24 protein-coding genes are annotated in these 23,174 nt (G+C 54.6%); 15 read left to right on the top strand and 9 right to left on the bottom strand.

Annotated features, from left to right (window positions below; all coding sequences use genetic code 11):
* Positions 1–166 precede the first annotated feature (166 nt).
* The gene (locus J9880_RS05775) at positions 167–709 is read left to right on the top strand and encodes a single-stranded DNA-binding protein (protein WP_095924349.1); all 543 of its coding nucleotides are present in this window, start codon (positions 167–169) and stop codon (positions 707–709) included.
* A gap of 88 nt (positions 710–797) precedes the next feature.
* Here the strand turns inward: J9880_RS05775 and J9880_RS05770 are convergent, their stop codons facing one another.
* Together J9880_RS05770 and J9880_RS05765 are read right to left on the bottom strand one after the other, a co-directional pair.
* Positions 798–2,216: an amidohydrolase family protein gene (locus J9880_RS05770; protein ID WP_232770205.1), complete on the bottom strand. Its 1,419-nt coding sequence runs from the start codon at positions 2,214–2,216 to the stop codon at positions 798–800.
* Positions 2,217–2,311: 95 nt separating this feature from the next.
* Positions 2,312–3,166 (bottom strand): LysR family transcriptional regulator, encoded by an 855-nt coding sequence (locus J9880_RS05765; RefSeq protein WP_015698970.1) that lies wholly within the window; start codon positions 3,164–3,166, stop codon positions 2,312–2,314.
* A gap of 257 nt (positions 3,167–3,423) precedes the next feature.
* Between J9880_RS05765 and hpxO the strand changes: the two genes are divergently transcribed.
* From hpxO to J9880_RS05745, 4 genes are all read left to right on the top strand, one after another.
* The gene (hpxO, locus tag J9880_RS05760) at positions 3,424–4,581 is read left to right on the top strand and encodes an FAD-dependent urate hydroxylase HpxO (RefSeq protein ID WP_232770204.1); all 1,158 of its coding nucleotides are present in this window, start codon (positions 3,424–3,426) and stop codon (positions 4,579–4,581) included.
* A 126-nt stretch (positions 4,582–4,707) separates the two neighbouring features.
* On the top strand, positions 4,708–6,282 hold the full coding sequence (locus J9880_RS05755) for a hypothetical protein (RefSeq protein ID WP_232770203.1): 1,575 nt from the start codon (positions 4,708–4,710) through the stop codon (positions 6,280–6,282).
* A 198-nt stretch (positions 6,283–6,480) separates the two neighbouring features.
* Positions 6,481–6,810 carry a hypothetical protein gene (locus tag J9880_RS05750; RefSeq protein ID WP_095924354.1) on the top strand — a complete coding sequence of 110 codons (330 nt, stop codon included), beginning with the start codon at positions 6,481–6,483 and terminating at the stop codon, positions 6,808–6,810.
* Positions 6,811–6,827: 17 nt separating this feature from the next.
* Complete coding sequence (locus J9880_RS05745) at positions 6,828–7,367, top strand: hypothetical protein (RefSeq protein WP_123902747.1); 540 nt, start codon at positions 6,828–6,830, stop codon at positions 7,365–7,367.
* A 55-nt stretch (positions 7,368–7,422) separates the two neighbouring features.
* Here the strand turns inward: J9880_RS05745 and J9880_RS05740 are convergent, their stop codons facing one another.
* Positions 7,423–7,914 (bottom strand): hypothetical protein, encoded by a 492-nt coding sequence (locus J9880_RS05740; RefSeq protein ID WP_232770202.1) that lies wholly within the window; start codon positions 7,912–7,914, stop codon positions 7,423–7,425.
* A gap of 55 nt (positions 7,915–7,969) precedes the next feature.
* Positions 7,970–8,872: a LysR family transcriptional regulator gene (locus tag J9880_RS05735; protein WP_095924357.1), complete on the bottom strand. Its 903-nt coding sequence runs from the start codon at positions 8,870–8,872 to the stop codon at positions 7,970–7,972.
* Positions 8,873–8,991: 119 nt separating this feature from the next.
* On the opposite strand from J9880_RS05735, the gene J9880_RS05730 reads away from it, so the two are divergent.
* The 3 genes from J9880_RS05730 to J9880_RS05720 all read left to right on the top strand — a co-directional run bounded on the left by J9880_RS05730 (position 8,992) and on the right by J9880_RS05720 (position 10,447).
* On the top strand, positions 8,992–9,732 hold the full coding sequence (locus tag J9880_RS05730; RefSeq protein WP_232770201.1) for an SDR family oxidoreductase: 741 nt from the start codon (positions 8,992–8,994) through the stop codon (positions 9,730–9,732).
* Between the two features lie 122 nt (positions 9,733–9,854).
* On the top strand, positions 9,855–10,103 hold the full coding sequence (locus J9880_RS05725) for an AbrB/MazE/SpoVT family DNA-binding domain-containing protein (protein WP_095924359.1): 249 nt from the start codon (positions 9,855–9,857) through the stop codon (positions 10,101–10,103).
* Positions 10,103–10,447, top strand: a complete 345-nt coding sequence (locus J9880_RS05720; protein WP_232770200.1) for a type II toxin-antitoxin system PemK/MazF family toxin — start codon at positions 10,103–10,105, stop codon at positions 10,445–10,447. Before J9880_RS05725 ends, J9880_RS05720 begins: the two co-directional genes overlap by 1 nt.
* A 7-nt stretch (positions 10,448–10,454) precedes the next feature.
* On the opposite strand, the gene J9880_RS05715 is transcribed toward J9880_RS05720, so the two are convergent.
* Positions 10,455–11,357: a DMT family transporter gene (locus J9880_RS05715; RefSeq protein WP_232770199.1), complete on the bottom strand. Its 903-nt coding sequence runs from the start codon at positions 11,355–11,357 to the stop codon at positions 10,455–10,457.
* Between the two features lie 189 nt (positions 11,358–11,546).
* Between J9880_RS05715 and J9880_RS05710 the strand changes: the two genes are divergently transcribed.
* The 4 genes from J9880_RS05710 (at position 11,547) to J9880_RS05695 (ending at position 14,691) form a co-directional block, all read left to right on the top strand.
* Positions 11,547–12,416, top strand: coding sequence for a helix-turn-helix domain-containing protein (locus J9880_RS05710; protein WP_095924362.1), 870 nt, complete (start codon positions 11,547–11,549; stop codon positions 12,414–12,416).
* Positions 12,417–12,441: 25 nt separating this feature from the next.
* A complete protein-coding gene (locus J9880_RS05705; protein ID WP_131693986.1) occupies positions 12,442–12,975 on the top strand; it encodes a GNAT family N-acetyltransferase in 534 nt (177 codons plus the stop codon).
* A 34-nt stretch (positions 12,976–13,009) separates the two neighbouring features.
* Positions 13,010–13,633, top strand: coding sequence for a glutathione S-transferase family protein (locus tag J9880_RS05700; protein ID WP_095924364.1), 624 nt, complete (start codon positions 13,010–13,012; stop codon positions 13,631–13,633).
* Positions 13,634–13,833: 200 nt separating this feature from the next.
* On the top strand, positions 13,834–14,691 hold the full coding sequence (locus tag J9880_RS05695; protein WP_095924365.1) for a PA4780 family RIO1-like protein kinase: 858 nt from the start codon (positions 13,834–13,836) through the stop codon (positions 14,689–14,691).
* Positions 14,692–14,711: 20 nt separating this feature from the next.
* On the opposite strand, the gene modA is transcribed toward J9880_RS05695, so the two are convergent.
* The 3 genes from modA to J9880_RS05680 all read right to left on the bottom strand — a co-directional run bounded on the left by modA (position 14,712) and on the right by J9880_RS05680 (position 17,368).
* Positions 14,712–15,452 carry a molybdate ABC transporter substrate-binding protein gene (gene modA, locus J9880_RS05690; RefSeq protein WP_095924366.1) on the bottom strand — a complete coding sequence of 247 codons (741 nt, stop codon included), beginning with the start codon at positions 15,450–15,452 and terminating at the stop codon, positions 14,712–14,714.
* 47 nt (positions 15,453–15,499) lie between these two features.
* Complete coding sequence (locus J9880_RS05685; RefSeq protein ID WP_229920964.1) at positions 15,500–16,549, bottom strand: ABC transporter substrate-binding protein; 1,050 nt, start codon at positions 16,547–16,549, stop codon at positions 15,500–15,502.
* Between the two features lie 186 nt (positions 16,550–16,735).
* Positions 16,736–17,368, bottom strand: coding sequence for a LysE family translocator (locus tag J9880_RS05680; RefSeq protein ID WP_095924368.1), 633 nt, complete (start codon positions 17,366–17,368; stop codon positions 16,736–16,738).
* Positions 17,369–17,525: 157 nt separating this feature from the next.
* Here J9880_RS05680 and J9880_RS05675 point away from each other — a divergent pair, with 157 nt between their 5' ends.
* Both J9880_RS05675 and J9880_RS05670 read left to right on the top strand, forming a co-directional pair.
* A complete protein-coding gene (locus J9880_RS05675) occupies positions 17,526–18,329 on the top strand; it encodes an inositol monophosphatase family protein (RefSeq protein ID WP_095924369.1) in 804 nt (267 codons plus the stop codon).
* 225 nt (positions 18,330–18,554) lie between these two features.
* Complete coding sequence (locus J9880_RS05670; RefSeq protein WP_095924370.1) at positions 18,555–20,117, top strand: methyl-accepting chemotaxis protein; 1,563 nt, start codon at positions 18,555–18,557, stop codon at positions 20,115–20,117.
* 10 nt (positions 20,118–20,127) lie between these two features.
* Here J9880_RS05670 and J9880_RS05665 read toward each other — a convergent pair whose 3' ends face one another.
* Complete coding sequence (locus J9880_RS05665; RefSeq protein ID WP_119823658.1) at positions 20,128–22,221, bottom strand: putative bifunctional diguanylate cyclase/phosphodiesterase; 2,094 nt, start codon at positions 22,219–22,221, stop codon at positions 20,128–20,130.
* Positions 22,222–22,489: 268 nt separating this feature from the next.
* Here J9880_RS05665 and J9880_RS05660 point away from each other — a divergent pair, with 268 nt between their 5' ends.
* Complete coding sequence (locus J9880_RS05660) at positions 22,490–23,158, top strand: glutathione S-transferase family protein (protein WP_119823656.1); 669 nt, start codon at positions 22,490–22,492, stop codon at positions 23,156–23,158.
* The last annotated feature ends 16 nt before the right edge of the window (positions 23,159–23,174 follow it).

The raw sequence follows: 23,174 nt of genomic DNA, 5'->3' as shown, positions 1-23,174 counted from the left end.
ACTCGATGTAACGATGGAATGTTTGCTGAACAATCTGGAAAGAAAATCGCAACGTTTTACATCCGTGGTACGAAGGCACCGTTTTGTGGTTATAATGTCGCGAAGTGAGTTCCTCACACCCCAAACTGTGGTTTCAGCCACGACATACATCATCAGGAGAATCCACATGGCCAGCAGAGGCGTAAACAAAGTTATTCTCGTCGGTAATCTGGGGCAAGACCCGGAAGTCCGCTACATGCCTAACGGCGGCGCGGTTGCCAACATCACTCTGGCAACGTCTGAAAGCTGGCGTGACAAAGCCACCGGCGAGCAGAAAGAAAAAACCGAATGGCACCGTGTTGTGCTTTTCGGCAAATTAGCGGAAGTCGCAGGCGAATACCTGAAGAAAGGTTCTCAGGTTTACATCGAAGGCGCACTGCAAACCCGTAAATGGACCGATCAGGCTGGCGTTGAAAAATACACCACCGAAGTTGTCGTTAACGTGGGCGGCACCATGCAGATGCTCGGCGGCCGTGCCGGCGGCGGCGCACCAGCAGGTGGCGGTCAGCCATCCGCAGGCGGCCAGCAAGGCGGTTGGGGTCAGCCTCAGCAACCACAAGGCGGCAACCAGTTCAGCGGCGGCCAGCAGGCTCGTCCGGCTGCGCAAAACAACGCGCCAGCACAGAACAACGAACCACCAATGGATTTCGACGACGATATCCCGTTCTGATTGTTTGCCTTCGGGCATCAACGTTCAGAACAACAAAAAGCCCCGAAAGGGGCTTTTTGCTATCCGGCATTCAGAAATCTTTAATCCCTCACACTTTCCCAACCGCCCCGAACACCAGCCGTCCCTGATGGAATGTCGCCTTCACATCTGACACCCGCGCGACCGCTTCGGCGGAGCAACTGGCGTCGACCAGGATCATTTCGGCGTTATCGTTGATCGCAGGCCACTGGCGTTTGCCGCTGTCGTCGAGCGGCAGCACGTTGCCGGTGGCGATGGCGAGAGAGCGGGTCAGGCCGAATTCGTCGGAGTTGCCGTAGAGCTGGGCGTAGAGGCTGGCTTTTTCCAGCATGCTGCCGGTGCCGAACGGTGACCAGTGGTCGATCACGCTGTCGGTGCCAGTCATGACAAATACGCCGTTCTGACTGAGCTGCGGCAGTGGCATGTTCAGTTTGCCGAGCGGGATAGTCGAGGCGACGGTGAACTGCTGTTCGGCAAGCCCGGCGATCACTTCATCGAGTTCCGCGCCCTGCATCATCGCCAGGGCAAAACCGTGGCTGAGCGTCACTTTGCCTTTCAGCTGCGGGTTTTTCTCCACGGTCTGAATCATGTATTTCACCGCCGCAATCCCGGCGGGCGTGGTTTCATGCAGATGAATATCCACGCCTTTGTGGGTATCCAGCGCAATCTGGAACATCGCATCGAGGGATTTTTCCATTGCGCCGTCCACGTTAGTCGGGTCCAGCCCGCCGACGTACTGCACGCCCATTTGCATGGCTTCACGCATCAACCCATCGACTTTCGAATGCAGCAAACCGTGCTGCGGAAACGCCACGATTTCACAGCTGAAATCCTGCTGATGTTTTTCCAGCGCACGCTTCAGATGCTCAAGACTTTTCAGGCCGCTGACCGGATCGATATTGCAGTGGCTGCGCGCCACCGTGGTGCCTTTGGAATGCAGCAGGCCGATGATCGCTTCGGCGTGTTCCACCGACGTCGGCAACAGTTGGGGGATCAGCACCTGTTCGCGGGCAATCATGTCCATGATAGTTTTGCCTTTGCGCGGACGCGGCGCTTGCCATTTGCCGCCGTAGAAGGTTTTGTCGAGGTGAATGTGCATGTCGCGCGTGGCGGGCAGCAGGAGTAATCCTCTGGCATCAAAAGCCGGCAAGGTGCTGGCGGGGGCGTCTTTTGCCGGCTGGATCGCCACGATTTTGCCGTTGTTGATCTCCAGGTTGTACAGCCCGGTTTGGGTGGCAATAACGATATCGCCTTCGCGCTCAAAACCCTCTTCCAGCCGCACATTGCGCAACTGGTAATGCGGCGCAGAAATCGCGTTGATCTGGCTGGTATCGTCACATTTTTCGTTCATGGCACCCGGTTTGAACGGGGAGGCCGATGCCATGCCTGCCGTGAGCAGCGCGCCGGTGGCGGTGATTTTGGCGCTGTGCGAGAGAAAATGTCTGCGGCTTTGTTGCTGAGGATTTTGCACGTCGAATTCCTTAATCATGATGCGGGAGGATGCTGGCTTTCCCTTCACCTTAAAAGATGACGCCGGTTCCGGCTGTGATGTTTCCCACTGCCTGCCAGTGGAAAACACAATAGCTAGCTGAGCTGGCAAAAATCCTTTAGTTTTCCGGCCAGTGCGATTTGTGCAGGCGTCGCGTCGGGGCGGTAAAACAGCGCCAGTTCTACGTTATCCACCGGCGGCAATCCGCTTTCTGCCCCTAAAATCCGGTGCTCCGGCTGGCGGCAACTGGCGGGCAATAAAGTGACGCCTAATCCGGCTGCACTGGCCGCAACCAGCGCGGCGAGGCTGGCGCTGCTGTAACTGATGCGCCAGCTGCGCCCGAGAGCATCCAGTGCCTGACAGAGTTCCTCGCGGTATAGCCCGTTGAGCGGAAACAGCACCAGCGGGATCGGATCCCGTTCAAATGCCGGAAACGCGGCGCTGTCGAGCCACAACATCGGCTCGGGACGCGCGGCGTTGGCCTTCTCACCGGTCAGTTGTTTCACCAGAATGATGTCCAGCATCTCCTGCTGCCAGGCGCGGCGCAGTTCGTGGCTCAGGCCGCTGGTGACATCGAGGCGGATATGCGGATGGGCGCGGCTGAACTGCGCCAGAAGGGAAGTGGTCGCTGCGGCAAAATCCTCCGGCACGCCGAGACGCACCACGCCGTCCGGCCACTGGTCGCTCAGCGCGTCATGTGCTTCACCGTTCAGCGCGATAATCCGCCGTGCATAACCGAGCAACCGTTCGCCTTCTTCCGTCAGTTGCACCTGATGAGACGTGCGTTCCAGCAACGGTTTGCCCAGCGCGTCTTCCAGTCTGCGGATTTGCTGGCTGACCGTCGATTGCGACAGGTATACGCGGTCGGCGGCGCGGGTAAAACTGCCGGTTTCGCAGACGGCGACAAAACTGAGTAACTGCTGCGGGCTGAACATCGGATAGCGATTCATTTTATAAATACTTATGGTTTGGGTATTCGAAATATCAATACCCGGCAGAGTATCAACCTTCGCCCTCCTGCACCAGAGTGACTCACTGCGCCGCGTTTACATCATTCCTGCTCCAAAAGAGCGCCTCGTTTTAGGGCATTTCGCCTGTCCTTCGGCCGTTACAGATTTACCTTAAGATTGTATACAAGGCTTCGGCGGCAAATTGCTTTTCTGGTACAGAAATTGCTTTTCCCTAAAGAGACTCAGGGGAGAAAAATATGAAAGCGATCGTGATTGGTGGCGGTATTGGCGGTGCATGTGCGGCGATTGCGCTGAAGCGTTTTGGTATCGAAACGGCGGTATACGAGGCGGTGAAGGAGATCAAACCGGTGGGCGCGGCGATTTCCATCTGGCCTAACGGCGTGAAGTGCCTGAATTATCTCGGCATGAAAGAGGCGCTGCGCGAACTCGGCGGCAACATGCGCTTTATGGCGTACAAAGAGTATCAGCAGGGACAGACCATGACGCGGTTCAGCATGGATCCGCTGATCCAAAGCGTCGGCGAACAGCCCTATCCGGTGGCGCGCGCGGAACTTCAGTCGATGCTGCTCGAGACGTATGGCCGCGATCAGGTGCAGTTCGGCAAGCGCGTCACACACGTTGAGGAATCCGCCGACAGCGTAACCGCCTGGTTTGACGACGGCACGTCTGCGACCGGCGATCTGCTGATCGCTGCCGACGGTACTCATTCCATTATCCGCCAGCACGTTCTGGGTTATGCGACAGAGCGCCGCTACGCCGGTTACGTCAACTGGAACGGTCTGGTGGAAATTGACGAAAGCATCGCGCCAGCCGATCAGTGGACAACGTTTGTCGGCGAGGGCAAACGCGTTTCGCTGATGCCGGTGAGCGGCAACCGTTTCTATTTCTTCTTTGATGTGCCGCTGCCGAAAGGCTTGCCGCAGGATCGCACGACAGTATGCGATGATTTGCAGGGCTATTTTGCGGGCTGGGCGGAGCCGGTGCAGAAGCTGATCCGCCAGATCAATCCGGAAACCACCAACCGCGTCGAAATCCACGACATCGAACCCTTTATGCAACTGGTCAAAGGCCGGATTGCACTGCTCGGTGACTCCGGTCACAGCACCACACCGGATATCGGGCAGGGCGGCTGCGCGGCGATGGAAGATGCGGTGGTGCTGGCCAATATGCTGCAAACCAATTCGTTAGGCATTGAAGATGCACTGCTGCGATATCAGGAAAAACGCGCGTATCGCGTGAAGGATCTGGTACTGAAAGCGCGTAAACGCTGCGATGTCACCCATGGCAAAGAAATGGCCGTGACCGAACAATGGTACGAAGATCTGAAAACCGAAACCGGCGAACGCATTCTCTCCGGAATGTGCGAAACCATTCTGGGCGGCCCGCTGGAGTAGCGCGGGACGTCAAAGAAACAACTTTTTACACATCCTTAAAGTTTCCTGTGTTTTTGCCGAAAATAGCATCAGAAGGATCAAGGTATCCACTGGCGCTATGGCGCAAAAACATAGGGACTCATCGGGATGACAGTTATCTCTGCGACAGGTAATCAGGCGCTTAATACGCTGGTTACGTCAACAAAATCACTGACGGCAGTCACTACTACAGCCAGTCAGCAGCAGGCTTCAACGACACAATCCACCGCAGTGATGATCGGCCAGACGGAATCTGCGTCGCCGGTATACAGCTTCACCAAACCGGCACTGGTCTGGGAACGTTCTTCCAGTGATCTGATGTCTTCAAAGCTCGCATCCAATTTCAGCAACGCCGGCAATGCGGCGCGGTTTACCGGACTCGGTGCGGCGCTGCTTGAACGATTTACTACCGACAGCGGCAGTTATTCCCAGTCGGTGATGAAGCAGACTTCCGCTCAGTCAGCCAGTTCAGCGGGCAACGTCGCCGCACAAACCCAGCTTCATACCAAAGCCGATAATCAGATAAGCCTGAGCATTAAAACCGCCAGCGGCGCGCTGGTCGATATCACGCTCAGCAGTGATGATGATGCGCTTGGTGTACAGATGAATGTCAGCAAAGGCACGCTCAGCGATACGGATCGTAAAGCGCTGGCCGGACTGGCAGAAGGTTTTCAGAAAGCGATTGATGGCCTGACGGCACAGCCGCCGAAACTGGATCTGAGCGGGCTGACGAAGTTTGATACCTCGGCGTTGTCGTCGGTGGATTTACATGCCTCGCTGGGCACCACCCATACCCAGACGCTGGATTTCCACGCCGATGCGAATACGCGCTCAGTCAAATCGACCGGTGTGGCTGGCACGGTAGATATCAGCGTGGACATGAGTCAACGCGCACTGCTGGGCACCGATAATCAGCAGAAACAGGCGCTGAACAGTTATCTGAAGCAAATCAACAGCGCAGGCAATCGCGGCAATGCCGATGAATCGCTGATGGCCATGTTCAAAGATACCTTTACCGCCCTGAACAGCAATTACGGCGATACGGCGACGACATACAAAACCCGTGGCTCAGAGCCGGTGTATTTCTCGCTGACCAAAACCGATAAAAACATGATGACGGGGCTGGCGGATTTCACGGCGTCCATCTCACAGACGCCGGTCGATACCACCAATCCGATGCGCCCGGACGAAACCGATACGTTCTCTTATCAGGTTTCTCAAACCAGCAGCATCACCGGTACGGGTACGCAGGATCGCAATATCACCCAGAAGCAGCAGTCGCATCTGGTCGCCAGTTACCATCAGTCGCTGACGCCGGGTTTACAGCTGAACCTGACCAGCGACCGGAATTCGCAGAATTACCTGTACTATCAGATTGATGACTCGGCAGAAAGCACGACGTCCGTGCAGTATCACAAAGGGGCGCTGGTGAGTGCGTCGGTCGATCAGTCGGCCAGCCACTTAACGCATATTCAGAAATATGTGAAAGGCGCGCTGGAATCCGACACCACCACGCCGGAAATCACGTCGAAAACCACTGACCTGCTCGGCAAGCTGCAATCCGCCTGGGAAAATAATGCCCCGCGCATGTCGTTCCAGGATTACCTGAATCATCAGACCCTGCCTGATCTCAGCAGTCTGGTATTGATGGAATCTGATCCTGCGGTATTAAAAAATCATTAACCATTGCAGTAACGTAATTAAATAAACGGAAAATATAAGCCTCTCTGAATATTTCAGGGAGGCTTTTTATTTCTGGAAGTGTGATATTTCTTCAGTTAAAAATCATTTTTACCAATATCATATAAATGAAGTTATTTGATGGGTCATGTGAATGTATTTATTATGAATTATATATTTCAATAATAGCTGAGGTCTAAAATGATAGAATGTGGTGGAGGTTCCGTAACTTTCGGCCAGCAGAGTATCAATACCATTGAAGAAATACGTCGAAAGAGAAAATTGGGAACATTACTTCAGGCACTGAATGCAACTAGTGTTCTTTATTCTATTTTCGTTAAAAATAATTCATTAACCAGTAGTTTTTACGTTACACAACAAGATTTCTTTATGTTTTCTCAGGCAGCGAAAGGAACCGGTGACCTTGTCAGGAACTTGATATATAGAGATATCGAAATGCTAATATTAACAACTGGATTGCAAGGTGAGGAACGTGCTTTTTGGATGTGTATGAAGGACAGTCTTCGTTAAACATTTAAGGAATGAATGTGAAGCTCTTAACATTAACCGCACTCTTACTCTTTTTTCCTCTGAGCGTATTTGCCACTCAGGGTATCTCGCCTGAGCAATTAAGACTAAAGCAGGCAATGCAATCTGCGATGGACAGCCTGGGCAGACAAACCACGCTGTGTGACAAAAAAGAGCAACAAAAGCCGAAAATTACCGCAGAAGATCTGAAGCCTTTTGATCGGGAAACGATATCTACTGCGCTTATTTACTTTAAAAATGAATCGCTGAAATCCTGTATTCAACAGCAAGAATATGAATATATGCTGAGTATGATTGCATATGCGGGCAGTTTTCCTGAAAGCACACATAGCGGGCAAGATTATCAAACAGTGATCGAATCTTTGATTGTCCTTTCGCCGGGCGCAAATCCCTCTGTGATAAAAACAGAAGGTCGGTTTTTAGCTTTACCAGCACCTTTACAGGAAAAACTTAAACAGACATTCCAGTCGAAAACCTTCGATCTCGAATTCGTGCTCAATTATTACGACACCCACGGGCAGGGAAAAAGTAAATCCTGATCCAGTGCTAACGTATTAACAGCCCCATCCGGGGCTGTTCTTTTCTCTTTAGTGCTTACCTGGGTATCTCAAATTTCGTCCCTTTCACCACGATTTCATCAAATTGCAGGTGATGCATAAATTCGCGCAAAATAAGCAGCGTGGCGGCGAAATCATTACCGTCCGGGATGCCTTCGAAATGGGCAGGACGGCCATTAATCACCAGCGCCAGCCGGTCGAAAGTGCGTTCAACGGCGTCGAGGGATAAGGTCATTATTTCGTTTCCTGCTTCACCGGCAATGCGGGCCAGCGCGCGGATATCGTTGTCTGTGCTGAACAGTTTGGCGTCCGGCGGAATGTCATGCCGGATACGAATTACTTCGTCCTCGACCACCATAATGGCGGTTTCCATTTCATCCGGCGTCGGCGGAGAATGGCGGAAATACCCGACGGATGTCAGTTGTGAGCCCAGTGTCAGGAGCAAACTTTTATCTTCGTTATCATCACTACGGACGATAACTTGCGTTTCTTCGCTGCCGATATGCAGCAATACAGCAGGTGTGGTCATCGGCATCTCCCAATCGTTAACGTTGTGACGTCAGGCTTTCTGAGCAGAAAAACTATCATGTCAGATGCGGATCGCGCCGCGCAAACTCTTTCACCATCCAGTCGATAAATACCCGCACGCGTGGCGAAAGCTGGCGGTTGCGCGGATAAAGCAGGGAAACCGGCAGCGAACCGGCCGGATAATCCGCCAGAATCTGCACCAGACTGCCCTGCGCCAGATCTTCCAGCAGGCCGTAATGCGGCACCTGAATAATCCCCATCCCGCGCCGTGCCGCTTCTTTCATGCTTTCCGCGCCGTTGACCGACAAACTGGTCGGCAGCATAACGTCACGCAGTTTACCTTGCTGCTGAAACACCAGCGGCAACAGACCACCGGTCGCACTGGACCGGAAACCAATCATCCGGTGACCGGCGAGATCGTCCGGTGTTTCCGGTATGCCAAAACGTTGCAGATAATCCGGGCTGGCGCAGGTAATTTCCGGCAACGTACCGAGCGGCCGCGCCACCATATCGCTGTCTTTCAGCTCTCCGGCGCGGATCACACAATCGATGCCTTCCCGCACCAGATCCACCAGCCGGTCGCCTTCGCTCATGTAAAACTCAATGTCGGGATACTGCGCCAGAAAATCCGGTAAGCCGGGCAGCAGAAAATGTCGCGCCATCGAACCGTGTACATCCACCCGCAATAACCCTTTCGGCTGCGCACCGGCAAAGGCCATTTCGGCATCTTCCACATCCGCCAGAATACGCAGACAGCGCTGGTAATAGGCTTCGCCATCCAGCGTCGGACTGACGTGACGGGTAGTGCGTTGCAGAAGCCGGATGTTGAGCCGCGTCTCTAGCTGCTTAATTGCGTCGGTCACCGTCGAGCGTTTCAGGTTCAGCGCCTGTGCGGCCTGGGTAAAACTGCGCAGTTCCACCACGCGGGTGAATAACTGCATGCTGTCGAGTTTATCCATGATGATTGTTCGCCTTTTTCGGATAGTGATAACGAATATCGGGTAATTATCCGGCAGCGTCAATCGGCTACGCTTTCTTCAGCAGCAATGAATCCGGACAACTCAAAAGGAAATACCTCATGACTTCATCAAAACAGAAAGTCGCCCTGGTCACCGGCGCATCCCGTGGTATCGGCGCAGCGATTGCGCAGCGTCTGGCGCGGGACGGTTTTACCGTGATTGTGAACTATTCACGCGGTGCGGCAGAGGCCGACGCGGTGGTCAGCAAGATTGAACGGGCAGGCGGCAAGGCCATCAGCGCGCAGGCGGATGTCAGCGACGCGGCGGCGGTCAGCCGGATGTTTGCCAGTGCGGAACAGGCGTTTGGCGGCGTGGATGTGCTGGTCAATAACGCGGGCATTATGACGCTTTCTGCCATCGCCGATACCGACGATGCGGCCTTCGATCGCCTTATCGACATTAATCTGAAAGGGACCTTCAACACCCTGCGTGAGGCGGCGAAACATCTGCACAATGGCGGGCGCATCATCAACTTTTCATCGACGGTGGTGGGGTTGTATCAGCCGACGTACGGCGTGTATGCCGCAACCAAAGCCGCTGTCGAGGCGCTGAGCCGTGTGCTGACCAAAGAAATGCGCGGCCGCCAGATCACCGTCAATACCGTTGCGCCCGGCCCGACGGCAACGGATTTATTCCTCAACGGCAAATCGGATCAGCTGGTGGACACCATCGCCAAAACCTCACCGCTTGAGCGCCTCGGTCAGCCGGAAGACATCGCCTCCGTGGTCGCCTTCCTCGCCGGTCCCGACGGTGCCTGGGTGAACGGCCAGACGCTGAAGGCGAATGGCGGGATTATTTAACATTCCTGTTTAAGCCTGAAAGATAAATAGTCTGAATGCAGCTCGCAAAAGCCTGTAACGAAAATAACGTTACGGGCTTTTCGTTGTATACTCTTTGTAGATACAACGGTGGAGGAATGAACATGCGAACTCAGGCCACATTACAGAAATGGGGTAACAGCATCGCGCTACGGTTGTCAGGAAATTTGAAGTCAATTCCACAATTCGAAGAAGGCGATGTTGTTGATATCGAGATTTCTGAAGAGGGGCTGCAAATTCGAAAAGCCGGGAAGCAGAAGGTCACTGAGGCCAGCTTGCTATCGGGTCTGAGCGCGTATAATGCTCACGCGGATGAATTGGCAGAACCGACTGACAGGGAGCTTGATTATTAATGTATTTACCAAAGCGTGGCGATATTTGCTGGCTGGATTTTGAGCCAACCAAAGGAAAGGAAATAGGCAAATATCGCCCTGCGCTTATCCTGTCTCATGAAACTTATAATCAGGTCACCGGGCTGGTGATTTGTATGCCGGTGAGCACCAGTATTCGTGGCGCACCGACCGAAGTGCCGGTTAACAATTTGAGTGCACCGAGTGTGGTCGCCACAACATTGATCCACACAATGGACTGGCGTCACCGGCAGGCTAAGTTTATCGCTGTTGCGGAAAGTGGCGTGTTTGACGACGTGCTTGCCAGAATCATTCCGCTGATTGGCGGTGAGAATTTGCTGGCCTGATATCAAATTATGCCACTGCCGCCTTCCTGAACATCTCCAGCCAGTTCGGGCGGCAGAACATCACCAGATTGCCCATGAGGATCAGCGCCAGACCGATAATCGCATTGGTGTGCCACTGATAGCCTTCATAGAACGTGGACACCGTCAGGGCGACCAGCGGGAACAGCAGGGTGCTGTAGGCGGCCTGACTGGCACCGATGCGGCCGACCAGCGTGAAGTAAATACCGAAGGCCAGCACTGAGCCAAACAGCGACAGATAGACCAGGGAGCCGAGGTATTGCGGGGTCAGATCGATGGCGAATGACGCGCCCTGCATCAGGCTCAGTGCGCCCATAACGGCCGTGCCGTAAAACATCGCGTAAGTATTGGTGGAAAGCACATCCAGCCCGTGGCGCTGGTGGCGGGAACTGATCATGTTGCCGAGTGAAAATCCGTAGGTGCCGAGCAGGCTGAGACCGATGCCTTTCAGCAGTTCCGGCGCGATGTGTGCCGCGCTCAGATCATGCCAGAACAAGGTGATAATGCCTGCCAGTCCGAGAACCGACGCCGGGATCACCGCCGGTGCCAGTTTCTGGCGGAAAAACACCATGCCGTTGAAGGCGTTAAACAGCACGGCCATGGAGAAAATCACCGATTCCAGTCCGCTGGTGATATAGGCTGCCGCGTGATAGAAACAGTAAAAATTGAAGCAAAAAACGCAGCACCCCTGCACCATGCAGAACAGGTGATCTTTCAGCGCCAGACGTCGCAACCGGCGCGTTGCCAGCAATGCCACCAGCATGATCACTGCCGCCAGCAGGAAGCGGTAGAAAATCGACACCGTCACCGGGACATCGCCCTGTTGCAGGTAGATGGCAAACCAGGTGGTGCCCCAGATAATAATCACCAGAATATAAAGCAGCGCGTTCATAGCCTTCTCTCGTTTCACATGACATGTTGAGCGGAGTGTGCGGGAATGCGCGCTGGCTGGCTGTCAGCCGTTTGCGGCGGGTTGCATATTCTTGCGCTTTTTTTCGCTGCGTCACGCAGCAAAATCTGGCTCTGCGGCGGGGAAAAACCGTAAACTGTGACTCTTCTTTCCTCCACCGGGTGTGCTGGCATGACCAGGGTTTATCAGGCGTTTGAAACGCTGCGCAAGCACAAAGCGGTGCTGCATGACAGTCTGACACTGGGGTCAGGTATTCAGCTGGCGGCGTGGTCGAACAAAAATGACATCGTCAATCAGGAAAGTGCCGATCACCACACGCTGAGCCTGTACGTCGCCGACGGTTATGAGTGTTATCACAAAACCCGCAGCGGCTGGCGCAATGGCGGCGGGCCGGATCGTTTTTGTCTGATGCCGAAAGACAGCATGTCGAGCTGGGATGTGCGCGACGATTTGTCGTTTGTGCATCTGTATTGCTCCGACGAACATTTACGGCATCTGGTGGAACAAACCTGGGATCGCAGTCCGGCGGCGATCCGCATGGAAGAGCATACGTTCGGAGAAGATCCGCAAATTACCCTGCTGTATCGCCACTTTTTACTCAGCAGTCAGTGGCAGGAAAACAGCAATCAGCTGATGCTCAGCAGCGCGGCAAATCTGCTGCTGGCGCATCTGGTGAAACATTACACCCACCTGCAATGGGCGCTGCCCACGGTACGCGGCGGGCTGGCACCGCATATTCTCAATCGCGTGAAAGATTACATTCACGCGCATCTTGCGGAACCCTTGCTGTTGCCGGACCTCGCCGCGCTGGCGGAACTCAGCGAATTCCATTTCGCCCGTATGTTTAAACAAAGTATGGGCATGGCGCCGCATCAGTACGTGATGAATGCCCGGCTGATCCGTGCGGAAATTTTATTAAAAACCAGTCAGATGGATATCACCACCCTTGCGCTGGAATGCGGATTCAGTTCCGCCAGCCATTTCAGTAACCGCTTCAAAGCCGTGCGCGGCATGACGCCGACGGCGCTGCGCCGCGGCTAATTCATCTTATCCTTCAGGAAAAACCATGCAGACCCTCGCTCCCGTTATTGAAACCGAACGACTGATTTTACGCGGCCATCATGTGGATGATTTTGAACATATCGCCGCGCAATGGGCCGATCCGGCTGTGGTGAAATATATCGGCGGCACGCCGTCCGGCCGCGAGGCGAGCTGGAGCCGCCTGCTGCGTTATCCCGGCCACTGGCAGATGCTGGGGTTCGGTTACTGGATCGTGTTCGAAAAAAATCACGGCGCAGAAGGCGCGTTTGTCGGTGAGATCGGTCTGGCGGATTATCAGCGGGAAATTACCCCATCGCTCAATGGCATGGCAGAAATGGGCTGGGTGGTTTCTCCGGCGTTTCACGGCAAAGGCTATGCGTTTGAAGCCGCACAGGCGGTACTGAACTGGGCCGGTACACATCTCGATCGTCAGCTATGCTGCATTATTGCGCCGGCGCATCAGGCTTCCATCCGTCTGGCGGAAAAATGTGGTTTCGTGGCAAAAACCGATACCACCTATCATGGGTCAGAAACGCGGATTTTTGTCCGTCCGTCGTAACCGGCTATTAACGCTCCACTTATCAGGGGAAATCATGCTGAAGATTCTGGGTAAATCACCGTCGATCAATGTGCGTAAAGTGTTGTGGACCTGTCACGAACTGGGGCTGGAATATGAACAGGAGCAATTCGGTTCAGGTTTTCAGACCACACAGACGCCGGAGTTTAAGGCACTGAACCCCAATGCGATGGTACCGGTGCTGCTCGACGGCGAGTTTGTGCTGTGGGAATCCAATGTGATTTGCCGCTACCTGACGGCGCGGGAAGGGCGTGAGGATTTGCTGTCATCTGATCCGAAACGCCGTGCGCTGACGGAACAGTGGATGGACTGGCAGGCCGGTGAGCTGAATAATTCGTGGCGATATGCGTTTCCGGCGCTGGCGCGCAACAGCCCGCAACATCAGGATCCGGCGCTGATTGATGCCGGTGTCAGCGAGTGGAACCGTCATATGCAGATGCTGGAAGAACAGCTTCAGCGCAGCGGCGATTACGTGCTGGGCGATAATTTTACCCTGGCGGATATTCCGATCGGGCTGGCGGTGAACCGCTGGTCGATGACCCCGATGTCGCGTCCGGCGTTACCGGCGGTGTCGGCGTATTATGATCGCCTCAACCAGCGCGAAGGTTATCGTTTATTTGGCAGAAACGGTCAGGTTTAGCGTTAAGAAATAGCAAGATGACAGGCAATAACCTGTGCGCAGAAAGTATCCACACCCTCGTCACTACGTTAAACTGTACCCCTGAAGACAGTCAGCGATAAGGATCAAGAAAGGATGACGCGAACCGCGTGTCTGGTGTGTAATGCAGGGAATATTGCGCAGGTCATTCCCTCATGCGCTGAAATAAGGTACAAGGCTGCATGAAAATCCCAAATAGAATCCAACCTCTGGTGGATGACGGCCTGATTGATGATGTGGTCCGTCGACTGAAAAGTGGCAAAGAGGCCGACGTTTACACCGTGTTATGCGGTGAAGAGATCCGTTGTGCCAAAGTTTACAAAGAAGCGACACAACGTAGCTTCAAACAGGCTGTGCAGTATCAGGAAGGCCGTAAAGTGCGCAATACCCGTAATGCACGTGCGATGCAGAAGGGGTCAAAGTTCGGCCGTAAGCAGCAGGAAGAATCCTGGCAGACGGCGGAGGTGGATGCGCTGTTTCGTCTGGCGAATGCCGGTGTGCGCGTGCCGCAGCCCTATATTTGTCTGGACGGCGTGCTGCTGATGGAGCTCATCACCGACGCCGACGGCGTGGTCGCGCCGCGTCTCAGTGATGTGATCCTGACCGAAGAAGAAGCCGTCGCGGATTTTGAGACCATGATCCGTAACATCGTGCGCATGTTGTGCGCCGGTATCGTGCATGGCGATTTGTCAGAATTTAATGTGCTGATGGATGCCGACGGGCCGGTGATTATCGACCTGCCGCAGGCCGTGGACGCGGCAGCCAACAACCATGCCGAATCGATGTTTGAGCGCGATGTGAATAACATGACCGAGTATTACGGTCAGTTTGCGCCACAGTTGCTGGAAACGCGTTTTGCCAAAGAAATCTGGGCATTGTACGAAGACGGCAAACTGACGCCGGAAACCATTCTGACCGGGCAGTTCACCGAAGATACGCACAAAGCAGATGTGGATTCGCTGCTGGATGAAATCATTGCCGCCGAAGATGAGTACTATGATCGTCAGCGGGCAATGAAGGAAAGGGACCTCGATCACTGAGGTATATTTTTTCCTTTTTTCTATTCCGGCATCACCGCATGTCTCCCGCAAAAACCGGCATTCTGCAAAATATGCTGGCCGGTTTCTGAAAGAATAAAATCTGCCAGCGGTTTGCCTTTCTCCGTGCAGGTCGCCAACGCGTATCTGGCCCGCACGTTGTAATCCGCCGGAATGTTGTAGACTTCCAGCGCATCGTTTTCCCGCAGCAGCGTGGCATAACTGGTATAGCCGATAAACACATCGGCCTGACCGCTGCAAATCAGCCATTCCGCCGCCAGTTTGCCTTCCGGCACTTTCGCCGATTTCTCACCGCCCACCAGCCGCAGCGCCTTATTGCGCAAAATCGCCCCCGCATCAGGATGCCGTCTTTCGATCTGCTCGAACATCTGCCAGGTGTAATCGCCGGAAGGATCGCTTTGCGGCGTCGAGGTCGCCAGACGAAAACGCGGATCCAGCAACACGCTCAGCCAGTTGAGTTTCTCCAGCTCGGGCCCCTTTCTGGCCGTCACGCACAGGCTGTTGCCGCAAAAGGCTTCCACCTCCAGCGCCTTGCCATGTTGTTGCAACGTCAGCGGATGCGCGGTATTGGCCGAGGCAAACAGATCGACTTTTTCACCCTGTTCGATGCGCTCGCGCAGCAATCCGGCGGGGCCGAATTCCACGTCGATTTTGTCGCCAGTTTCTTCCGTAAAGGCATCACACAACGGTGCCCACGCACGGCGCAGACTCCCTGCCGCCAGCACTTTTATCGTCTTTGTCATCAGGTCTCCTTGTCACATTGCCTCAACATAAAGCGCCGGAGACGAGGCTATTTCCCCGCGCGCGCCGCTTCTGTCGCGGGCTTATAATTTGTCCGGTAGAAGCGCTGATAATAGTCATCAGCCTGTTTTTGCATGTCGATGTCGGCGAATTTTTGCGGGTAGAGTTTTTTCGCCATCCACAGTTCGCCAATGGCCAGGGCTTCGGGCATCGGGTAGCCCCAGGCTTTGGCGTATTCCGGCATCAGATAGACACGATGGTTTTTCACCGCATCAATGCCCTGCCATTTCGGATCCTGCTGGATCTGCCCGACCACGTCAGGATAACGATCCTGCACGAAGATCACCTGCGGGTTCCAGGCGATCACCTGCTCCAGCGCGACCTGTTTAAATCCTTTCACCGTGGACGCCGCCACGTTCATGGCACCGGCATGCGCCATCATCAGGCCGGTGTATTTCCCCGAGCCGTAGGTAGTCAGATCGGGATTGGCCATATAAGTGCGGATCCGCTGACTGGCCGGAATACTTTTCAGCCGCTCGCCGGTTAACCGGCGCTGAGAAAAAGTATAGTCGATCAATGCCTGCGCCTGTTTCTGGTGATTCACCACCTCACCGATCAGCGCGATGCCTTTTTTCAGCCCCTCGGAGTAGGCCTTGTCTTCATCCGGCAGCACCGGATTCATCTTATGTTCTTCGCCTTTCGGATCATCACGCAGCGATACCGCCACCACGGCGATGCCGGTCTGGCTGATCTGGTCGATCATTTCCTGCGGTGCATAGTTGGTGACGAACACCACCTGCGGATGCAGCGCCACCACGCTTTCCAGATTAACGCTGGTCAGGTCACCGACCACCGGCGTTTTTGCCAGTTCCGGCGCGAGGCGCACATAACCGCTGCCCAGTTGCTGCTGCCAGTTGTTCAGCACGCCGACGATGTCCCGGGTGGCATCAAGCTGCACCAGCAGATTAAGGGTCTGGTGTTGCAACACGACGACGCGATCCACCTGATCGGGAAGAGTGACCTGACGGCCAAGCTGATCGGTGATCTGACGTGTAGCCAACGCGGAAGGGGAAGCCAAACTCAGGGCCAGGCCGAGCAGGGCTGCCGGAGTCAAAAAGCGGGATGAAAATACGCGCACGGAAAAATCCTCTGGTTTCGTTGTGCAGAGGATTATATAGCGTTCGCGGTAAAGTGAATATGACCGGTGATAAGTGCCACGTTTTTATCAATCGACAGTTTTTAGAAACTGATGGTTTTATAAACAGATGGTCTTGTAAACAGAGCGTTATTTGCGCCCGTCGAGCAGCATACGCACCGCCAGTCCGCCCAGCACCGCGCCCATAAACCAGCGCTGAAGCACCATCCACAGAGGGCGTCCCGCCAGAAAGCCCGCGATATAGCCTGCGGAAAGTGCCACCAGCGCGTTAACCGTCGTGCTGATCAGAATTTGCGAGCTGCCCAAAATCAGCGACTGTGCCAGCACATGCCCCTGTTCCGGCACGATAAATTGCGGCAACAGCGTCAGATACAACACGGCGGCTTTGGGATTCAGCAGATTAGTGACCAGCCCCATGGTGAACAGTTTTTTATGACTGTCGCGGGGTAAATCTCTGACCTGAAACGGCGAGCGACCGCCGGGTTTCACCGCCTGCCAGGCCATATACAGCAGATACGCCGCGCCGCCGATGCGCAGGGCGTCGTAGGCGAACGGCACCGCCATCACCAGCGCGGTAATGCCCAGCGCAGCGAAAAGCATATAAAACAGGAATCCCAGCACCACGCCACCCAGCGAGATCAGCCCGGCTTTCGGACCCTGACACAGCGAACGCGAGATCAGGTAAATCATGTTAGGTCCGGGTGTTAACACCAGACCGAGACAAATCAGCAGAAAGGGCAACCAATGGGCGGCATCGGGCATGGAAAACTCCGGCAAAATTCATAAAGTTGAAGCACACAGATATAGAGTGTTTTACGCTGTTTTAGCAAGCGGCAGGTTGTCATTTTTTATTCATCGATTCCGGTGCATTCTATGAAGACAGCTTTTGTTCCTTCCGACTGAAAACCCAGGATTTGTCATGACCAACACTATGATGTCCCCGCGTCTGGCGGTTGCCAGTCAGATTGCGGCGCAGGCCGCCAGACTGGCGCTGGACTTTTTTCACCGCCGGGACGCTATCGAAATCAGCAGTAAGCGCACGCAGGATTTTGTTTCTGAAGCCGATCTGGCGGTTGAGCAGTTTATCCGTACCCGGCTGGCAGAGCATTTTCCGCAGGATGCGGTGATCGGTGAAGAGATGGGTGGCATTCTGACCGACGCGCCGTGCTGGGTGATTGATCCTATCGACGGCACCTCGAATTTTCTGCGCGGTTCGCCGCTGTGGGGCGTGTCGCTCGGGCTGGTGGAAAATAAACAGCCGGTGATGGGCATTGTGGCGCTGCCGGTTTTAAACGATCTGTTTGCAGCAGAATCCGGAAAGGGGATTTTCCTCAACGACAAACCCTTCCGTCGCGATGACCGTTTTGAAGATGTACAGATTGTGTCGCTGGGCGACAGCGCCGATGACCAGCTGGACGAGGCCTCGGCCTTTTATCAGGGGATCCGCGCGGCTGACTGGTCAGTACATTGTTATCGCTGTACCACGGTCGGCATGGTGTTTGCGGCAAAAGGCATTATCGACGGCCATCTGCAACGGCGCACCACGCTGTGGGATATCGCTGGCGGCACGGTATTGTGTCAGGAAGCCGGGCTGGAAACGGTGGTGAAATTCGCGAAGACAGCGGACGGCAGCGACAATTTCCGACACATGTCGGTGGCGGCGGGGACGGCGAAGTTGTTGTCGGGCGTCAGCCCGTTATGGCCGGATTTTGAGCCAAAGTGAGTCGCGGTGATTGCCCTCTCGCCCTGAGAGGGCAAAACCGGCAAATGCGTGGCAGATCATGTTTTTATCGCATTGCGGTAACATGAAAAATTTGTCCGGTAACCCTGAAATTACATTTCGAAAGTCAGTGTTTAACAAAATGAAATATAGTTTCATTTTGCCTAAAGTTCCCCTGCGTTTGGCCGTTATGAGAGTTTCCTGTCACTGACTTCCCGATGTGTCCAGATGAAAAAGATCACTAACCTCACCATCCTTGCCCGTTTACTGGGTGCTTTCGCGCTCGTCCTGTCGCTGATGCTCATTCTGGCGGCCATGTCGGCCTGGTTGCTCAACAGCAGCAATCAGCAGATTGAAAATTACCGCGCTTACCGGCTGCCCGGCGTGCAGTTTCCGCTGGTCATGCGCGGAACGCTGGCCGAATTACGGCTGCAACAGGTGCAGTACATTGCCTCGCCGCAGGGTGCGCCGCGTGACGGTCACCGGGTCGAAATCCTGCAGGCGGTGGCCACTTTTAAAGAGGCTGAAAACGCATACCAGACACTGAACAGTGGCGGCAGTAAATCGGATCTGTTTAAACAAATCGTCCGCAATTTTGAACAGTTTTCGCTGGCGAACGATCAGGTGATCGCGGCGGTGGAGCGTAATGACATCGCGCAGGCCACGCAAATCAGCGGCGATAATTCGCGCAAGTACCGTACGCAACTGATGGCGGATCTGGCGACACTGGTCAAAAACGAACTGACAAACAGCGAGCAGGCCGCCGCCGGGGCGCGCAGCAGCTATCACACGGGCAGCGCGATGTTCTTAGTGCTGGTGGGTGTGGCCTTTGTACTTTCACTGGCGATGGCGCTGCTGCTGGCGCGCAATCTGGTGAAACAGCTGGGCGGTGAACCGGCCTATGCCGCCTCTATCATGCGCGAAATTGCCGCCGGTAATCTGGCGGCAAAAATCACCCTGAAACCGGGTGATGACGGCAGTTTGCTGGCCTCCCTCAACGGGATGAATCAGCAACTGAATAAAACCATTCATCAGATTATGCAGGGCAGCGAATCCATCAGTCATGCCGCCAGTGAAATTGAACAGGGCAACGTGGATTTATCACAGCGCACTGAAGAACAGGCGGCCTCGCTGGTGCAGACCAGTTCCAATATGCAGAACCTGACCACCACCGTCAGCCAGAATGCGGATAACGCGCGACAGGCCAGCCAGCTGGCGCTGGAAACCTCGAAAACGGCGTCTCAGGGCGGGGCGATCGTGACGGGAATGCAGGCGCATATGCGCGATGTGTCCGGCAGTTCGAATGAAATCATTAATATTATCAGCGTGATTGAAGGTATTGCCTTCCAGACCAACCTGCTGGCGCTGAATGCCGCCGTGGAAGCGGCCCGTGCCGGTACGCAGGGCAAGGGCTTTGCGGTAGTGGCGAGTGAAGTGCGGGTGCTGGCGCAAAAAAGCGGACAGGCGGCGAAAGAGATTAAAGACCTGATCCAGGGCACCGTCAGCAAAATTGCCGAAGGGTCGCAGCAGGCCGATCGCGCCAGTAAAGCCATGAACGAGATTGTCAGTTCGGTGAATAAGGTGGCGGGAATTGTCAGCGAAATTTCGACGGCAAGCTCGGAGCAGCACACCGGTATTCATGAAGTGGGGATTGCTGTCGATCAGATGGACCGGGTGACGCAACAGAACGCCGCGCTGGTCGAACAGGCGGCGGCCGCGGCGCAATCCCTGACGGAGCAAAGTGTCGAATTGCGCAACGCCGTGCGTTTCTTCCGCACGGCGGCCGTCTGAGCAGGGCGCGTCAGACTTTTTGCGTAATGGTGATCTGCGGTTCCCAGTCTGAATCGGGATGCTGGGCAATCTGTTGTGGCGTCATCGGACGTCCCAGCAGATAGCCCTGCAAGGTGTCGCAACCCAGCTGGGTCAGGAAATCCTGCTGCTGGGTGGTTTCCACCCCTTCGGCCACCACTTTCAGGTTGAGGGTCTGGCCGAGGGCAATGATCGCCGACACGATGCTGGCGTCTTCACTGCCGGCAATCAGATCGTTAATGAAGGCACCGTCGATTTTCAGCTCGCTGGCGGGCAGACGTTTCAGATACAGCAGGCTGGAATAACCGGTCCCGAAATCATCAATCGAGGCTTTAACGCCGTATTGCGTCAGACGCTCCAGAATTTCCACGCTCACATCGGGATTGCGCATCGCCGTGGTTTCGGTCACTTCCAGCGTCAGCATTTCAGGCGGGATCTGATGGCGCTCAATGGTATCAATCACCATTTCCACCAGATTGGTCTGCTCAAACTGCAACGTGGATAAATTCACCGCTACCGTCCATTGCGTATGCCCCTGCAGATGCCATTCGCGCAACTGGCGGCAGGCTTCGTTCAGCACCCATTCACCGATGGGAATAATCAGACCGGTTTTTTCCGCCAGCGGCAGGAACACATCCGGGCTGAGGGTTTTGCCCTCGCGCTCCCAGCGTAACAGTGCCTCGAAACCGCTGACCGGCCCGTAAGGCGCGATAAATTTTGGCTGATAGTGCAGACGCAATTCGTGGTGTTCCAGCGCCAGACGCAAATCATTGAGCATCTGCAACTGGTTCTGCGCATTGGCGTTCATCGACGGCTGGAAGAAACTGTGTCCGTTACGGCCTGAATTCTTGGTGTGGTACATCGCCGCGTCGGCATTGAGCATCAGCTCGCGCTCATTCTCGCCATCGCCCGGATACACCGCAATGCCCACGCTGGCGGACACCAGCAGTTCGTAGCGGGACACATAGAACGGACGCGCAATCAGATGCACCAGTTTATCGGCCAGTTGCGACGCGTCGGTCGGCTCGGTGATCTCAACCAGCAGCACAAATTCATCGCCCCCCAGTCGCGCCAGTGTATCCGTCGCCCGCAGCTGAGATTTCAGGCGCTCGGTAACGGAAATCAGCAGCTGATCACCGATGTGATGGCCGAAAGCATCGTTCACGGCTTTAAATCCGTCGAGATCGAGGAACAACACCGCAAACTGTGATTCGCCGCGAGAGGCTTTCTGAAACGCCTGACTGAGACGGTCTTCCAGCAACAGACGGTTCGGCAACCGGGTGAGATTGTCATGCAGCGCCAGTTGCGTCAGCTCGCGGTTGGCCTGCGCCAGTGACGATGCCAGAATCGACGTGCGGGCCTGCATACGGCCATCCAGAATGGAAATGATCAGCGTGATCGCCAGAATGGCCAGCGTGACCACAATCACCAGCAACGCCAGCCAGTTATTGTCCACGCCGCTGAATGCCGCCATGCTGTGGCTGTCCATCGGAAATTCGGCGGCGGCCATACCGATGTAATGCATGCCGACAATGGCCGTGCCCATCACCACTGCGGCGCTGATGCGCAACAGGCGCACGTTAGGCGACTGCTGACGTAAATGGAATGCCATCCACAGCGCCGCACCGGAGGCGACAATCGCCACCGCCACCGATAACGCGACCCAGCGGTAATCGTAAACAATCGGCGGCATCATCAGCATCGCCGACATACCGGTGTAATGCATCGCGGCAATGCCGCCGCCCATCAGCAAGGCACCCGCCAGTAAACGTCTGACCGGTAATTCCTGCAGACACACCAGCCACAGCGCAAAGGCCGACGAAATGATGGCGATAAACATGGAAAGCAGGGTAATGACCGGGTCGTAACCCATTGGCATCGCAGAATTAAAGGCCAGCATGCCGATAAAATGCATCGACCAGATACCGATACCCATTGCAATGGCGCCACCAATTAACCAAAGTCGGGAAGCCCTTCCCTCCGTGGTGGCAACCCGGCCAGCCATATCAAGTGCGGTATAAGAGGCAAGCATTGCAACAATGAACGAAAACATAACGAGCACATTGTTGTAATTACTGGAAAACATGTGAGGCTCCACAAACATAGAGTCGAAAGCGACGGGCTGATTTTTTATCCGGCGATAATGGCATTAAGAGTTATTAAAGGCGAATGAAGTTACGATTATTTTTTTCATGTAATTAAGATTAATCCGTAAGTGATTTTAATCAAATAAAAAGATTCTGGCGCAAATAAACCCGATAAATAGCAGGGTTTTTAATGTATTTGTGATACGGGTTTTGAAAGCGTTGTCTATAGTTAACAAATAATTAAATCAAACGGGGCAGAATACCTTTATGTTAACAGTGCATCATTTGGATAATTCACGATCACAGCGAATCTTATGGATGCTCGAAGAGCTGGGCGTCCCTTATGAAATCCAGCGTTATCAGCGGGATAAAAAATCCATGCTGGCGCCGGAATCGCTGAAAAAAGTCCATCCGCTGGGCAAATCACCGGTGCTGGAGGACAGCGGCATGATCCTCGCGGAATCCGGTGCCATCATTGAATACCTGCAGGAAGTGTACGATGAGGCGGGCACGCTGAAACCGGCCGCTTTTGCCGAACGTCAGCAATACCGTTACTGGATGCATTATGCGGAAGGTTCGCTGATGCCGTTGCTGGTGATGAAGCTGATTTTCAGCCGTCTGGGCAAACCGCCGATGCCGTGGCTGATCCGTCCGGTCGCCGGCGCGATCGGGCAGGGCGTACAGAAAAACTATCTGGATAAGCAGATTTATACCCACATGGATTATCTGGAACAGCATCTGACTACGCATCCTTATTTCGCCGGTTATCAGTTCAGCGCGGCAGATATTCAGATGAGTTTCCCGATAGAAGCGATCAATGCCCGCGCCGGTTTGGGAAAATATCCGCGACTCAATGCCTGGCTGGCGAATATAACGGCGCGTCCGGCCTATCAGAAGGCGCTGGAAAGTGGCGGGCCGTTTACTATCTTGCGTTAATCCCATTCTGCATTTT

This window comes from Rahnella victoriana (assembly GCF_021276285.1).
Lineage (GTDB): Bacteria > Pseudomonadota > Gammaproteobacteria > Enterobacterales > Enterobacteriaceae > Rahnella > Rahnella victoriana.
Note: the sequence above shows the minus strand (reverse complement) of the source record. Positions and strands in the feature narration are given on the sequence as shown.

Coding starts and splice junctions, on each gene's coding strand:
- J9880_RS05660 (WP_119823656.1), top strand. CDS start 22,490: ATGTTAACAGTGCATCATTTGGATAATTCACGATCACAGCGAATCTTA.
- hpxO (WP_232770204.1), top strand. CDS start 3,424: ATGAAAGCGATCGTGATTGGTGGCGGTATTGGCGGTGCATGTGCGGCG.
- J9880_RS05735 (WP_095924357.1), bottom strand. CDS start 8,872: ATGGATAAACTCGACAGCATGCAGTTATTCACCCGCGTGGTGGAACTG.
- J9880_RS05695 (WP_095924365.1), top strand. CDS start 13,834: ATGAAAATCCCAAATAGAATCCAACCTCTGGTGGATGACGGCCTGATT.
- J9880_RS05720 (WP_232770200.1), top strand. CDS start 10,103: ATGTATTTACCAAAGCGTGGCGATATTTGCTGGCTGGATTTTGAGCCA.
- J9880_RS05755 (WP_232770203.1), top strand. CDS start 4,708: ATGACAGTTATCTCTGCGACAGGTAATCAGGCGCTTAATACGCTGGTT.
- J9880_RS05705 (WP_131693986.1), top strand. CDS start 12,442: ATGCAGACCCTCGCTCCCGTTATTGAAACCGAACGACTGATTTTACGC.
- modA (WP_095924366.1), bottom strand. CDS start 15,452: ATGACAAAGACGATAAAAGTGCTGGCGGCAGGGAGTCTGCGCCGTGCG.
- J9880_RS05680 (WP_095924368.1), bottom strand. CDS start 17,368: ATGCCCGATGCCGCCCATTGGTTGCCCTTTCTGCTGATTTGTCTCGGT.
- J9880_RS05750 (WP_095924354.1), top strand. CDS start 6,481: ATGATAGAATGTGGTGGAGGTTCCGTAACTTTCGGCCAGCAGAGTATC.
- J9880_RS05715 (WP_232770199.1), bottom strand. CDS start 11,357: ATGAACGCGCTGCTTTATATTCTGGTGATTATTATCTGGGGCACCACC.
- J9880_RS05730 (WP_232770201.1), top strand. CDS start 8,992: ATGACTTCATCAAAACAGAAAGTCGCCCTGGTCACCGGCGCATCCCGT.
- J9880_RS05700 (WP_095924364.1), top strand. CDS start 13,010: ATGCTGAAGATTCTGGGTAAATCACCGTCGATCAATGTGCGTAAAGTG.
- J9880_RS05725 (WP_095924359.1), top strand. CDS start 9,855: ATGCGAACTCAGGCCACATTACAGAAATGGGGTAACAGCATCGCGCTA.
- J9880_RS05665 (WP_119823658.1), bottom strand. CDS start 22,221: ATGTTTTCCAGTAATTACAACAATGTGCTCGTTATGTTTTCGTTCATT.
- J9880_RS05670 (WP_095924370.1), top strand. CDS start 18,555: ATGAAAAAGATCACTAACCTCACCATCCTTGCCCGTTTACTGGGTGCT.
- J9880_RS05775 (WP_095924349.1), top strand. CDS start 167: ATGGCCAGCAGAGGCGTAAACAAAGTTATTCTCGTCGGTAATCTGGGG.
- J9880_RS05765 (WP_015698970.1), bottom strand. CDS start 3,166: ATGAATCGCTATCCGATGTTCAGCCCGCAGCAGTTACTCAGTTTTGTC.
- J9880_RS05675 (WP_095924369.1), top strand. CDS start 17,526: ATGACCAACACTATGATGTCCCCGCGTCTGGCGGTTGCCAGTCAGATT.
- J9880_RS05710 (WP_095924362.1), top strand. CDS start 11,547: ATGACCAGGGTTTATCAGGCGTTTGAAACGCTGCGCAAGCACAAAGCG.
- J9880_RS05740 (WP_232770202.1), bottom strand. CDS start 7,914: ATGACCACACCTGCTGTATTGCTGCATATCGGCAGCGAAGAAACGCAA.
- J9880_RS05770 (WP_232770205.1), bottom strand. CDS start 2,216: ATGATTAAGGAATTCGACGTGCAAAATCCTCAGCAACAAAGCCGCAGA.